This window comes from Tenacibaculum ascidiaceicola (genome assembly GCF_047470925.1).
Taxonomy (GTDB): domain Bacteria; phylum Bacteroidota; class Bacteroidia; order Flavobacteriales; family Flavobacteriaceae; genus Polaribacter; species Polaribacter discolor.
On record NZ_JAZKJP010000005.1, the window covers coordinates 152,140 to 166,701 of the forward strand.

The window sequence follows — 14,562 nt, forward strand, 5'->3', positions numbered from 1 at the left end:
ACAGTTACACCAAGCATATTGTTTTTTTTACTAAATTGTTGTTCTAAACATTAACTACTAAACTTTATTATTTATGGATCCATTTATCGGAGAAATTGTTATGTTCGGAGGAAACTTCGCTCCAAGAGGTTGGGCATTTTGCGATGGCCAATTATTATCAATTGCACAAAACACTGCTTTATTTTCAATTTTAGGAACCACTTATGGTGGGGACGGGAGAACAACTTTTGCTTTACCTGATTTAAGAGGTAGAGCCCCAATAGGTCCTAGACAGGGACCTGGTTTATCTGATTATAGATTAGGACAAAGAGGAGGTGTAGAAACGGTTACCTTAAACATTACTCAAATGCCAAGTCATAATCATGCAACTCAAAACAACACAGCTGCTGACCAACATATTCAATTAAGTGCTGATGATGCTGTAAATGAAACACCTGCTCCAGGAGATGTTCCTGCTATAGGAAATTTTGCTGATGGGGTAACTACCCAAAAAGTAAAAAACTTTGGTCCTGCAACAAATACAGTAAATGGACAAACCATTAGTGCTAACGCTGGTTTAAACATACTTAATACAGGTGGAAATCTACCACATACTAATGTACAGCCTTATTTAGCTGTTAATTATATTATTGCTTTGGTAGGTATTTTTCCTTCTAGAAATTAAACGTCTACAAGTACTCTTATTCATGATAAGAGTATTTTTTTATCTATTTATCTTATTGAATCAATCTGGAAATTATGAAAAAAACTACTTATGTTTTCTATATAAAAAGGCTATATCCTGCTTTTTTTATTATGCTTTGTCTAATGTCAGTTCCTTGTTTTTCACAAACTCTTTCAGGCGCTTCAGTCGAGTTTGTAGAATTAAGTCAAACAAAAACTGTTAATGGTTCTGATCAATCACTTGATGCAACTCCAGCACAGGCAACATATGATGTAGAATTTAAAGTTTCAGGAGAAAATTATTATGTCGATGTAGATGGTGATAAAATAATTATTGGAGCTAGAAATGGTACTGTAATATCTGCTGTAAACTCAATAACTTTTAACTTTTCTGGGGGAACTTTTAGCAGTATAATAGGAGCTTCATTTAATTCTGGAGCTTCTACAGGAACAAATACTAGTGGTGTCTCAGCATCTTTTACGGCTACCAGTGTTACTATATCTGGCATACAAGATAAAGACTTTGCCCAAGATTATGGACTTGGAAATATGGGAACAGTTGTTTTTGATATTACTACCGCTGGCGTAGCAAACACAGCTCCAATAATTGGAGGAACAACCGCTGGTCAAAGTGTAAATGATAATAGCACTATTTCTCCTTTTTCATCTATTACAACAACTGATGCTGATGGAGATAACTTATCTGCAACTATTACTTTAGATAATAATGCAAAAGGTGTTTTATCGGGTACAGGGCTTTCTGGTTCTGGTCCTTATACCATAGCGAGTACCACACCTGGTGATTTACAATCAAAACTAAGTGCATTATCTTTTAACCCTACAGATAACAGAACAGCAACCTCAGAAACCACCACTTTTACAGTAGTTATTAATGATGGTACCACTGATGATACGGATAACACTACAACTGTAATTTCAAATGCAGTTGCACCTACTGTTTCTAGTGTAAGTGTACCTGCCAATGCCACTTATGTAACAGGGGAAAATTTAGATTTTACCGTAAACTTTGATGAAAATATAACTGTAAATACTACAGGAGGAATACCGCAAATAGCTATTACTATCGGAGCTACCACACGCCAAGCAACTTATATTAGCGGTAGCGGAACAAGTGCTTTAGTTTTTAGACATACTGTTCTTACAGGAGATCTTGATACTGACGGTATTGCTGTTGGTTCGTTAGCTGCAAATGGAAGCACTTTAAAAGATGCTGGAGGAAAAGATGCAAACCTAACTTTAAATAGTGTAGGTTCTACAGCCGCTGTTTTAGTAGATGCTGCTGCTCCAACTGTAACAAGTGTTAGTGTTCCTGCAAACGGTAATTATCTTACAGGTCAAAACTTGGACTTTACTGTAAATTTTGATGAGAATATAACTGTAAATACTACAGGGGGAACTCCTCAAATAGCTATCACTATTGGAGCAACTACGCGTCAAGCAGTTTACCAAAGCGGAAGCGGAACTAGTGCCTTAGTTTTTAGATACACAGTACAATCAGGTGATTCAGATACTGATGGTATAGCTGTTGGTACATTAGCTGCAAATGGAGGAACATTAAAAGATGCCGCTTCTAACGATGCTGTTTTGACATTAAACAGTGTAGGTAGTACCACTGGTGTTTTAGTAGATGCTGTTGCTCCAACGGTAACAAATGTTAGTGTACCCGCTAATGGCACCTATAGTGCAGGACAAAATTTAGATTTTACCGTTAACTTTAATGAAAATGTTACTGTTAACACCACTGGAGGAACTCCCCAAATAGCTATTACTATTGGAGCAACTACGCGTCAAGCAACTTACCTAAGTGGAAGTGGAACAACTGCCTTAGTTTTTAGATATACCTTACAATCTGGCGATTTAGATACCGACGGTATTACTGTTGGTACATTAGCTGCAAATGGAGGGACGTTAAAAGATGCTGCTTCTAACGATGCTAATCTAACTTTAAATAGTGTAGGTTCTACAGCCTCTGTTTTAGTAGATGCTGTTTCTCCAACTGTTACAAGTGTTAGTGTTCCTATAAACAGTAATTATCTCACAGGTCAAAACTTGGACTTTACTGTAAATTTTGATGAGAATATAACTGTAAACACTACAGGGGGAACTCCTCAAATAGCTATCACTATTGGAGCCACTACTCATCAAGCAGCTTACCAAAGTGGAAGTGGGACAAATGCCTTAGTTTTTAGATACACAGTACAATCAGGTGATTCAGATACTGATGGTATAGCTGTTGGTACATTAGCTGCAAATGGAGGGACGTTAAAAGATGCCGCTTCTAACGATGCTGTTTTGACATTAAACAGTGTAGGTAGTACCACCAATGTTCTAGTTGGTATAGAAACCGTTACTTGGACAGGGTCTATGAATAACGATTGGAATACAGCATCAAACTGGAGTCCTAGTGTAACTCCTCCAACAAATGCAGATGTTGTAATTCCTTCTGGTGTAACAAACTACCCAACAATTTCATCTCCAATTACTGTTAACAGTATCACTATTAATTCTGGAGCATCATTAATTGCAACTTCAAGTGTTACTGCAAGTGTTACTTATAAAAGAAATATAGCTGACACTAATTGGCACTTATTTGGCCCTGCTGTTTCTGGAGAAACACTGGAAGATATTATTGCTAATCATACATTTGCTAGTGGATCTGGAAGTAATTTAGGTATTGGTTCATATGATAACAATGGAGCTAGTCCTTGGTCGTATGCTACCCCTATTTTAACTGGAAGTACAATACCTGGCTATGGTTTTTCTATAAAACTTGCTGCTCCTGGTGATGTTTCGATTACTGGAAACTTGGTTACAACTAATTATGGAGTTCCAATAGGTACTGGTACCAGGACTAACTATAACTTATTAGGTAATCCATATACTAATTATATAAATTCAGCTACTTTGGCTGGAAGTAACCCTGTAATTAATAATGCAACTTTTTGGCTTTGGGATGGTACTAAGTACATAACACATAACAATGCTAACCCAATAGAAATAGCTCCTTCACAAGGTTTTTTCGTAGAAGCTAATTCAAATAGTAATGTTATATTTTTTACATCAAACCAGAGTCACCAAGGTTCTGATACTTTTATGAAACAAGAACCTAAAACTAATTTTGAGTTACAGGTTAGTAATGGAGAAAATTCATATTCTACAAGTGTGTTTTATATTGAAGGTAAATCTACTGGTTTTGATTATGGATATGATTCAAAAATGTTTAGTGGTGTAGATCATAATTTTTCTGTTTTTACACAACTTATTACTGAAAACGAAGGTGAAAACTTAGCAATTCAAACGTTACCTAAAGATAATACCTCAGCAATACCAGTGGGTATCACTGCCAAAGCAGGTAGCAAGTTAACCTTTTCTATAAAAAAATTACAGTTACCTGATGGTTTAAACATCTATTTAGAAGATAAAAATACTGGAGAATTCACCAATTTATCTGAAGAAAACTATACTGCTACTCTTAATAAAGATTCCAACGGTATTGGGCAATTTTACTTGTATAAAGATTCAAAAAAACCAACATCAATCATTGAACCTTCTTTAGATAATATTAGCATTTACAGCTCTTCTAATAATGAAATAACCATTACTGGTTTACAAACAGAAGCGAATATAGCTGTATATTCAATCTTAGGTAAAGAAATTATAAATCGAAACATAATTTCTAACGGAGTTAGTAAAGTAAGTATCCCTAGCGTAGCTTCCGGAGTATACATTGTAAAACTAAATTCTAATTTAGGAGAGGTTTCTAAAAAAGTAATTTTAAAATAAGTAAGCTATCAAAATCGAGCAATCATGAAAAAAGACATAAAAAACACTGATAAAAGTTCTAAAGACATTACTCGTAAAGAGGCTATAAAAAAAATAGGGAGTTATGGTAAATATGCAGCTTTAACAGCATTAGGAACTTATATGATCTTAAATCCGCAAAAAGCACAGGCACAGAGCCCTGAAGATCCAGGACTAGATTTTTAATATCAAAAAATTATTTCACTCTAAAACCTCGAGAATATCTCGAGGTTTTATTACTTTTATAAGTACATGACTAATAAACAAATAGAGAATAAGCAAGTTATTTGGTTTCAAGACAATAATGAATATCTTGTTGTAGACCCTTTGATAGCAGAAACACTATCTCTTTTAAATAAAAAAATTGACAAAAAAGAAATTATTAATCAAGTAATTAAGCAAGTTAGCATTCCTTACCAACAAGCAGTAGAACTTGTTACTGATATTGAAGCTTTACTTATTTCTTCAGAAAATAAAAACAATAAAAAGCTAATACCTGTAACTAAGCCTAAGACTTTTGAAGTTGTAAAATACTATAGTATAAATAGTTTATATTTTAAAGTAAGTTATGCATCTAATACTGAAGCCTTTTTAATACACCCAAAATTTGCTCATTTAGAAATTCAGGAAACAGTCAAAACACATCATCATTTTGAAGTGTATAATGATTCTAAATCTATTTCTTTTTCTGTTGACGATAGCCTTATTGGTACATGGAGTTTAAAAGAAGTGCATTACTTTCAAGGAAAATTCTCAATGGAACTAGTGCAAAAAATACATCAAAAAAATGAAAATGAATGGATAGGAGTTTTTCATGCTTCCGCAGTTAGTAAGAACAATAATTCTATTTTATTTTTAGGTGATTCTGGAAATGGAAAGAGTACTTCTTTAGCATTATTACAAGCCAATGGTTTTACTTGTTTAGCCGATGATTTTGTACCTGTTGATAATTCTTTAAATGTACATAGCTTTCCTTCTGCTATATCTATTAAAAAAAATAGTTTAGAAACGCTACTTCCAATTTATCCTGAATTAAAAACATCTGCTGAATATCATTTTAAAAAGCTAAATAAAATTGTTCGCTACTTACCTACAAATAACCATGATTACTCGCTAAAAACTCCTTGCAAAGCTCTAATTTTTATTAAATATCAAAAAGATAGTGACTTAATCATTAATAAAATTTCAAACATTACAGCTTTTGAACAATTGGTTCCTGATTCTTGGTTATCTCCAATACCTCAAAATGCTGAACTCTTTTTAGATTGGTTTGAAAAATTACCTTGCTACCAACTAACCTATTCTAATAATGAAAAAATGACTGAAACTGTAAAAAAAATATTTGCGGATGAATTATAAAGAAACATTATTATTTATTAGTAAGTGTTTAACTATAACCCATGAAGTAAAGAATCGAAATTTAGTTGAACAAAAAATAAAATCCGGTTTAGTCGATTGGGAAGCTGTAGTTAAAGTAAGTACAACCCACTATGTTTTCCCCGCATTATATTGCAACTTAAAATGTGTAAATTTTTTGCAATTCCTACCTACAGATTTAGTCGAGTATATGAAACATATTACTGACTTAAACAGAGAGCGTAATCAACAAATTATTGCAGAAGCCAAAGAAATTAACGAATTGCTACTCTCAAATAATATTATCCCTATTTTTTTAAAAGGAACAGGTAATTTACTAGAAGGACTATACGAAGATATCGCTGAACGTATGGTGGGTGATATTGATTTTTTAGTCAATCCAGAAAAGTTTAAGCTTACTGTTAATATTCTCAAAGAAAATGGGTATAAAGAGAAGACTTCTGATTATTTAGATAATACAGTTTTAAATAGGCATTACCCCAAAATAACCAAAAAAGAAAAAATTGCTGCCGTTGAAGTACATTATAAAATGATTACAAATGAAAAAGGATTCGACTATAATTTTGTTGAAAATAGCCTAAAAAAATTGACGAATAACATAAATATCCTTTCGTATGAAAATCAAGTTCTTTTAACTTGTTTTAACAAGCAAATTAACGAGAAAGCTCAATGGACTAAAACAATCTCTCTAAGAAACTCTTATGATCTTTATATGTTATCTAAAAGAGCTTCGATTAAGACAGTTTTAAACAAGTTTTATCATTCTGAATCTGACTATTTAAAAAACTTTCTTGCTATTACTAATTATATTTTTGGCTCTCCTGAATCACTCGAATATGTAAAAACACATAAGACTGAGAGCTACATCAAAAAAGTACTTTTTTTCATTAACAACCCAAAAGAAAGTGCTGATAACAAAAAAAAATGGGACCTATATTTTTTATATAAACATCGCTTTTCTGTTATTTTAAAATCTTTTTATTTAAAAAAGTATAGAAAATATTTATTTGATAAGTTTTTTAATCAACCAAAGCCTTAACCTCATCAAAATCTAACCCTCCGTAGTTACCAGAACTCATTAATAACAAAGCTGTATTTTCAAGGTTCTCATTGAATAAAAACTCTTTAAACTTTTCTGGATTTGTGTAAATAATCAAATCGTTACGTTCAAACGCTTTAGCTATTTGTTCTTCTGAAACTTCTTCCAACTGTTTAATTTTTACAGCGTGTGGAGAATAAAAAACTACTGCTTTATCTGCTTTATCTAAAGCTCCTTTGTATTCTGATAAAAACTCAGCATTTAAGCTCGAATAAGTATGTAGCTCTAAACATGCTAACAAAGTTCTATTTGAATATTGATCTTTAACCGCAGCTGTAGTTGCTTCAACTTTAGATGGTGAATGTGCAAAATCTTTAAACACAACTGTTGAAGAATTTTCAGCAATCTTTTCTAAACGCTTACTAGCGCCTTTAAAGCTAGCAATCGCCTCATAAAACTCATCTTCATCAATTCCCATATGCTGACAAATCCATTTTGCCCCTGCTAGATTTTGTAAATTATGATTCCCGAAAATTTCTAATGGTAAATCACCTTCTTCTGTTTCCAGATAAGTAATTCCGTTATCAATAAAACAATCAGGAGTATTATAAGGGTATTTTTTTATTGGGTGATTTGAACTTTCAACAACCTCTTTTAACTCCTCATCTTCCTCATTATACACCATAATTCCACCATTCGTCAAAGAATCAGTAAAAATTGAAAATTGTTCTACATAATTTTCAAACGTTGGAAACACATTGATATGATCCCAGGCAATTCCACTTAACAACGCTATATTCGGTTTGTACAGATGAAACTTCGGACGCATATCTACAGGAGAACTCAAATACTCATCCCCTTCTAAAACAATAAACTCATTTTCTTCTGTTAAATGCACCATAGTATCAAAACCTTCCAACTGTGCACCTACCATGTAATCCACTTCTCTATCATGATAATTTAACACATGTAGAATCATTGACGTTATAGTTGTTTTCCCATGAGAACCACCTATAACCACACGTGTTTTATCTTTAGATTGTTCATACAAAAACTCTGGATACGAATAAATTTTCACTCCAAGTTCCTGCGCCTTTAATAACTCAGGATTGTCTTTTTTTGCATGCATTCCTAAAATTACAGCATCTAAATCGGTAGTTATTTTTTCTGGATACCATCCAAACTCTTCTGGCAACAAACCTTTGTTTGCTAAACGGGTTTTTGACGGATCATGAATCGTATCGTCACTACCCGTAATTTGGTATCCTTTTTGTTGTAATGCGATTGCTAAGTTGTGCATTGCGCTACCGCCGATAGCTATAAAGTGAATTTTCATAGTGTTGTTATCTGTGATATAAGCGTCAAAAATACAAAACCAAGTGAGAATTTTAAGTATCTTTAAATCGAAACTCTTTAAATAGCTATGTTCACTCACTCAAATAGTACCTTTACAAACTTCAACTTGTAAAAAACCACTATTTTTTAGTGCTTTGTTCATATAAGTACACTCACGACTAGTATCAAAAAATTAAGATTATTGAACTATTCAAAAAAATATAAAATTTAGATAGATGAAAAGAATAACCCCCGTTTTACTAATGATTTTATTTTCAACATTAGTACACGCCCAAGAAAATTATAACAGCCTATGGGAAAAAGTTCACAAGTTTGAGTCAGACAACTTACCTAAATCTGCTTTAAAAATAGTAAACACTATTTACGATAAAGCTGAAAAAAGTAATAATGCTCCTCAGATTATAAAATCATTATTTTATAAAAGTAAGTACTCTTTAACTTTAGAAGAAAATGCTCAATTAAAAATTATTGATGAGTTTAAACAACAAATTAATCAAAGTGATTTTCCAACAAAAAATGTGCTAGAAAATGTATTAGCTAACTTATACTGGCAATATTTTAATCAGAACAGATGGAAATTTTACAATCGTACTCAAACTCAACAAAAAGTTGATGAAAATGATTTTAGAACATGGGATTTAAATACGCTATTTGCAGAAATTCATTGCCATTATCAAAATTCTTTGGATAATGAAACTCAATTACAAAAAATAGCTATTCATACTTTTAAAGATATTATCCAAACAAAAAAGGATTCAAAAAAATACCGTCCTACCCTATTTGATTTCTTAGCACATAATGCCTTAGAATTTTATAAAACTACAGAAACTAACATTACAAAACCTACTTATCAATTTAAAATTGATGACACTTTATACCTTAGTGAAGCTAACAAGTTTTCTGGATTAAACCTTACCACGAAAGATGATTTATCATTACAGTTTAATGCCTTGAAAATTTATCAAAAATTAATAACCTTTCATTTAAAAAACAATAACCTCGATGCCTTTGCTGATGTAGATATTCAACGATTACAGTTTGTTAAGCAACATATAACTTTAAATAACAAACAAGAATTACTCTTACAAACGCTAAAAGCATCAGTTAGTAATTATAAAAACAATGAAATTTCTGGATTATATAGCTATGAAATAGCTAGAATTTATAATCAACAAGCTGGATCTTATAAAGCTGGAAAAAATGAAGAGTTTCGTTTTAAAAACAGAGAGGCACTTGCTATTTGTAAAAAGGTTATTGAACAATTCCCTAAAAGCTTAGCTGCTGAAAAATCTGAGTACTTACAACAACAAATCAAAACTACATCGCTAAGTATTCTTTCTGAAAAATTTGTCCCTATTCAATCTCACTCTAGATTACTAGTTACCTATAACAATATTGATAAACTGTACTTTTCTGCTTATAAAATTGACCAAAAACAATTAGAAGAACTTCAAAAAATTTATAAAGCAGAAGAACGCTTTAGCTTTATAAAAAAACTTACAAAAGCTACTTCATGGAACAGTAATTTACGAAATGAAAAAGATTATTTATTACACACAACTGAAGTAGTAGTTCCCCAATTAACTCAAGGGAATTATTTAATTGTAGCGCACCAAAACACTACTTTTAATTCTAAAGATTTATATGCTACTGCTCATTTACAAGCAACCAATTTAGTTTTAGTAGAAAATAATAATGATGGTGTAAAAACCTACCAAGTTGTTGATAGAAATACTGGAAAGCCTGTTAAAGACGCTGAATTATTATTACAAAACAAGCAACATAGGTATGGAAAATCGATTCATAAAAAACTAACAACTGATAAAAACGGATTTGCTTCTTTTAAAAGTGATGTTAGTTATGGTAATGTGTACGTTACTGTAACTCACAAAAACGATTCAGCAGTTTTTGGTAACTATTACCTGAATAAATATCAAAAACAAGCCTCTCCTACTACAAATGATAATCGTATAAATATTAAATCTTTTATTTTTACTGATAGAAGCATTTATCGACCAGGACAAACTGTATACTTTAAAGGAATTTCTATAAAATTTTCTAAAAACAACTCTAATGCTTTATCTAATAAAGATGTAAATATAAAAGTTGTCGATGCCTCTAGAAATAATGTTACAGACCTAAAATTAAAAACTAATGATTTTGGTTCTTTTTCTGGAACATTTGTTATTCCCAACAATGGGTTAACTGGCGAATTTTCTATTAGAACTAGTGTAGAAAATCAACTAAACTTTTTCCCTTTTCAAGTAGAAGAATATAAACGTCCTAAGTTTAAAACAGAATTTAAACCTGTAACAAAAACCTATAAGTTACATGACAGCATTACAGTAAACGGATTTGCAAAAGCTTTTGCTGGTTCAACTATCACAGATGCTAAAGTAGTATATCGCGTGCATCGTAAAGTACAATACCCTATTTGGTGGTACTGGCGTAAACCTCAGTTTACTTCAGAAGCACAAGAAATTACACACGGTGAATTAACAACTGATGCACAAGGTAACTTTTCAATTACTTTCAAAGCCTTACCTGATGAAAGTGTAAACAAAGAAAACTTACCTGTTTTTGAATATGAAATCACAGCTGATGTTACCGATGTTAATGGAGAAACTCGCTCAGCAACCTCTATTGTAAAAGTTGGGTATCATGCATTACTTGCTACTTTACAAATTCCTTCTACAATACATAAATCGGACAAGGAAACAACAATTGAAATATCAAGTAAAAATTTAAACGGGGAATTTGCACCTGCTAAAGGAAGCATTAAAATATACAAATTACAAGCTCATAAAAATCCGTTACGTAAAAGACCTTGGGATACTCCAGATTATCAAGATATTTCAGAAAGTGATTTTAGAAACTTATTTCCTCATGAAGCTTACACTTCGGAAGAACAAAATCCTCATAATTGGAAAAAAGAAAAATTAGTATTTGAGCAAAATTTCAATACAGAAGAATCTAAACAAATTATACTTAATAACTATAAAAAATGGGCTTCTGGTAAATACATAACCGTATTAAGTTCTAAAGATAAGTTTGGACAAGATGTTACAGACAAAGCTCTTTTTACAATAATTGATAACAAAGAAAAAAGTGTAACCGACAATCAGTTGTTCACGTATAACACAAATAAAACAACTTATAAACCAAATGACATTGCTAAGTTACAAATTGGTTCTGCTTCAAAAAATGTTACGGTTATAGTTCAAATAGAAAAGAATCATACCATCGTAAACACAGAGCTTATTCATTTAAATAACAAAATCAAAACAATTGAAGTTCCTGTTACGAAACAAGATGTTGGCGGGTTTGTTATCAAATATTACTTTGTGAATTACAACAGTTTCGTTAGTGGAATAATTCCTATTTCTGTTCCAAATGAACAAAATAGCATTACTATAGAAACCAATACATTTAGAGATAAATTACAACCTGGAACCCAAGAAACCTGGAGTTTTACCATTAAAAACGATAAAAACAACAAAGTAGCTGCAGAGGTGTTAGCGAGTATGTATGATGCTTCTTTAGATGAGTTTAAACCTCATAATTGGATGTTTTCACCTATCTCAACTTCTACATATTACTCTTATAGTGGTAACGCTAATGCTTATCAAAGTTTTGGTAATGAACGTTTCAGAGTTTTTAATAATAACTACCCTGCTTCATTTAAAACTCAACGATACGACCAATTAAATTGGTTTGGTTTTTACTTCGGAATAAATAGAAATATTCGTTTAAGAGGCTTAGCTATGAGTTCTAAAATGCAACCTTCACCTGAAAGAGAGATTGTTGAAGAAGAAGCTCTTCTAGATACTCAAGCTGACTCACTGAATGAAACGGTTGTAACTGCTCTAGGTATAAAAGAAAAAAAGGAAGAAAAAGTTTCTTTAGACGGAGTACAAATTCGTAAAAACCTACAAGAAACTGCCTTTTTCTATCCGCATTTACAAACTGATAAAGAAGGTAATATTACGTTTAATTTTACCACTCCAGAAGCTTTAACACGCTGGAAACTGCAGTTACTAGCACATACAAAAGAATTACAGTCGACTACCAAGACATTAACTACTGTAACTCAAAAAGAGTTGATGGTAATCCCTAACGCTCCAAGATTTTTAAGAGAAGGAGATCAAATTACATTAAATACCAAAATAGCTAACATCTCTGATAAAAACTTACAAGGGACAGCGTTACTTATATTAACTGATGCTATTACAGGAAAAGAAATCAACTTGTTAGACAATTCTACGAAAAATCAATCTTTCAGTGTTGGTTCTAACGGAAACACTCAGGTTTCTTGGAACTTATCAATTCCTGATACTTATCAAGCAATTCAATATAAAGTAATTGCCAAGGCAGGAGATTTTTCAGACGGTGAACAAAATGTGTTACCAGTATTATCAAACCGAATGTTGGTTACAGAAACGCTACCTATGTGGATTCGTTCAAATCAAACCAAAACATTTACATTAGATAAGCTTAAAAATCAAACTTCGACTACGCTCAGTCACCATAAATTAACGTTAGAAGTTACCTCAAACCCTGCATGGTATGCTGTGCAAGCTTTACCGTATTTAATGGAATATCCATACGAATGTAGTGAACAAACCTTTGCACGTTATTATGCAAACACATTAGCTAGTCATATTGCAAATTCAAATCCAAGAATACAAGAGGTATTCAATACTTGGAAATCTTCAGATGCTTTGTTGAGTAACTTAGAAAAAAATCAAGAAATAAAATCATTGATTATCCAAGAGACTCCTTGGTTACGTGATGCTCAATCTGAAACCGAACAAAAGAAGCGTATTGCTTTGTTATTTGATTTAAACAAAATGAAAAACGAGCAACAAAACGCCATTAATAAACTATTGCAAATGCAATTAAACAATGGAGGGTTCCCTTGGTTTAAAGGGAATGATAATCCTAATGTTTATATCACGAATCATATTGCTACTGGTTTTGGACATTTACAAAAATTAGGTATTGATAATAAAGATGATTCTTTACAAAAAATGCTTGTGGATGCTATTCACTTTTTAGATACTGAAATTGAACATACCTACAAGAAATTATTAGAAAGCGCTGAACGTATTAAAGCTGAAAAAGGTCAAAAAAAATATACTGAGTACTTAAAGAAAAACCATCTAAACTATTTCATTATTCAGTATTTATACATGCGTTCTTTTTATACTAATATTGAAATTAACGATACGACAAAAACCGCTTTTGAATACTATAAAAGTCAAACAGCAACTTATTGGAAAGAGTTTAGTTTATACGGAAAAGGACAAATTGCCCTGCTACAGTTTAGAAATGATAATACACAAATTTCTTCTAAAATTTTAAAATCTTTAAGAGAGAACAGTATTACTTCTGATGAATTAGGAATGTACTGGAAAGAAAACCAACCGAGTTGGTACTGGTACCAAGCCCCTATTGAAACACAATCGTTATTAATTGAAGCTTTTTCTGAAATTGAAAATAACACAGAAACGATTGATAACTTAAAAATATGGCTACTAAAAAATAAGCAAACCAACCGTTGGAAAACTACCAAAGCAACTACTGAAGCTGTATATGCATTATTATTACAAGGTAGTGATTGGATTTCAGTAACTGATATGTTAGATATTAAAATAGGAAACCAGACTATCAATCCAACAAAATTAGAAAACACAAAAGTTGAGGCGGGTACTGGTTATTTTAAAACCTCATGGAATGGTTCTGAAATTACTCCTAATATGAGTACTGTTAGTATTCGTAAAAAAGGAAAAGGTATCGCTTGGGGTGGATTGTATTGGCAGTATTTTGAGGACCTAGATAAAATTACTTCTGCTAAAACTCCTTTACAATTAAATAAAAAACTATTTAAAAAAGTTAATACTAATACTGGTAAGCAACTCCAAGAAGTTACAGAAAACACACAGTTAAATGTTGGAGATTTAATTACTGTTAGGATTGAACTTCGCTCTGATAGAGATATGGAATTTGTACACATGAAAGATATGAGAGCAAGCGGAGTTGAACCGATTAATGTATTATCACAATACAAGTGGCAAGATGGACTAGGCTATTATGAAAGCACAAAAGATGCTGCAACAAATTTCTTTTTTGAGCGTTTACCTAAAGGAATATATGTATTTGAATATGATGTTCGTGTAAATAATGCAGGAAATTTCAGCAATGGTATTACAACAATTCAAAGTATGTATGCCCCTGAGTTTACTAGTCATTCAAAAGGAGAAAGATTACTAATTAAATAAAATAACTATCTTAGCAACACATAA

7 protein-coding genes are annotated in these 14,562 nt (G+C 31.9%); 6 read left to right on the forward strand and 1 reads right to left on the reverse strand.

Annotated elements, in window-relative coordinates; genetic code table 11:
• Nucleotides 1-73 precede the first annotated feature (73 nt).
• From VBY68_RS05170 to VBY68_RS05190, 5 genes are all read left to right on the forward strand, one after another.
• A complete protein-coding gene (locus VBY68_RS05170; RefSeq protein WP_415269088.1) occupies nucleotides 74-664 on the forward strand; it encodes a phage tail protein in 591 nt (196 codons plus the stop codon).
• Nucleotides 665-738: 74 nt separating this feature from the next.
• Nucleotides 739-4,467, forward strand: a complete 3,729-nt coding sequence (locus VBY68_RS05175) for a T9SS type A sorting domain-containing protein (protein ID WP_415269089.1) — start codon at nucleotides 739-741, stop codon at nucleotides 4,465-4,467.
• A 24-nt stretch (nucleotides 4,468-4,491) separates the two neighbouring features.
• Nucleotides 4,492-4,671, forward strand: a complete 180-nt coding sequence (locus tag VBY68_RS05180) for a hypothetical protein (protein ID WP_124591181.1) — start codon at nucleotides 4,492-4,494, stop codon at nucleotides 4,669-4,671.
• A 66-nt stretch (nucleotides 4,672-4,737) separates the two neighbouring features.
• On the forward strand, nucleotides 4,738-5,844 hold the full coding sequence (locus VBY68_RS05185; protein WP_415269090.1) for a hypothetical protein: 1,107 nt from the start codon (nucleotides 4,738-4,740) through the stop codon (nucleotides 5,842-5,844).
• The gene (locus VBY68_RS05190; protein ID WP_415269091.1) at nucleotides 5,834-6,901 is read left to right on the forward strand and encodes a nucleotidyltransferase domain-containing protein; all 1,068 of its coding nucleotides are present in this window, start codon (nucleotides 5,834-5,836) and stop codon (nucleotides 6,899-6,901) included. Before VBY68_RS05185 ends, VBY68_RS05190 begins: the two co-directional genes overlap by 11 nt.
• Here the strand turns inward: VBY68_RS05190 and VBY68_RS05195 are convergent.
• Entirely contained in the window at nucleotides 6,882-8,237 is a 1,356-nt protein-coding gene (locus VBY68_RS05195; RefSeq protein ID WP_415269092.1) for a UDP-N-acetylmuramate--L-alanine ligase, read from the reverse strand. The genes VBY68_RS05190 and VBY68_RS05195 overlap by 20 nt on opposite strands.
• 235 nt (nucleotides 8,238-8,472) lie before the next feature.
• Here VBY68_RS05195 and VBY68_RS05200 point away from each other — a divergent pair, with 235 nt between their 5' ends.
• Nucleotides 8,473-14,538 carry an alpha-2-macroglobulin family protein gene (locus tag VBY68_RS05200; protein ID WP_415269093.1) on the forward strand — a complete coding sequence of 2,022 codons (6,066 nt, stop codon included), beginning with the start codon at nucleotides 8,473-8,475 and terminating at the stop codon, nucleotides 14,536-14,538.
• The last annotated feature ends 24 nt before the right edge of the window (nucleotides 14,539-14,562 follow it).

What these genes read in the sequence shown, in the direction of transcription:
- VBY68_RS05170 (WP_415269088.1), top strand. Translation starts at nt 74, where the DNA reads ATGGATCCATTTATCGGAGAAATTGTTATGTTCGGAGGAAACTTCGCT.
- VBY68_RS05175 (WP_415269089.1), top strand. Translation starts at nt 739, where the DNA reads ATGAAAAAAACTACTTATGTTTTCTATATAAAAAGGCTATATCCTGCT.
- VBY68_RS05180 (WP_124591181.1), top strand. Translation starts at nt 4,492, where the DNA reads ATGAAAAAAGACATAAAAAACACTGATAAAAGTTCTAAAGACATTACT.
- VBY68_RS05185 (WP_415269090.1), top strand. Translation starts at nt 4,738, where the DNA reads ATGACTAATAAACAAATAGAGAATAAGCAAGTTATTTGGTTTCAAGAC.
- VBY68_RS05190 (WP_415269091.1), top strand. Translation starts at nt 5,834, where the DNA reads ATGAATTATAAAGAAACATTATTATTTATTAGTAAGTGTTTAACTATA.
- VBY68_RS05195 (WP_415269092.1), bottom strand. Translation starts at nt 8,237, where the DNA reads ATGAAAATTCACTTTATAGCTATCGGCGGTAGCGCAATGCACAACTTA.
- VBY68_RS05200 (WP_415269093.1), top strand. Translation starts at nt 8,473, where the DNA reads ATGAAAAGAATAACCCCCGTTTTACTAATGATTTTATTTTCAACATTA.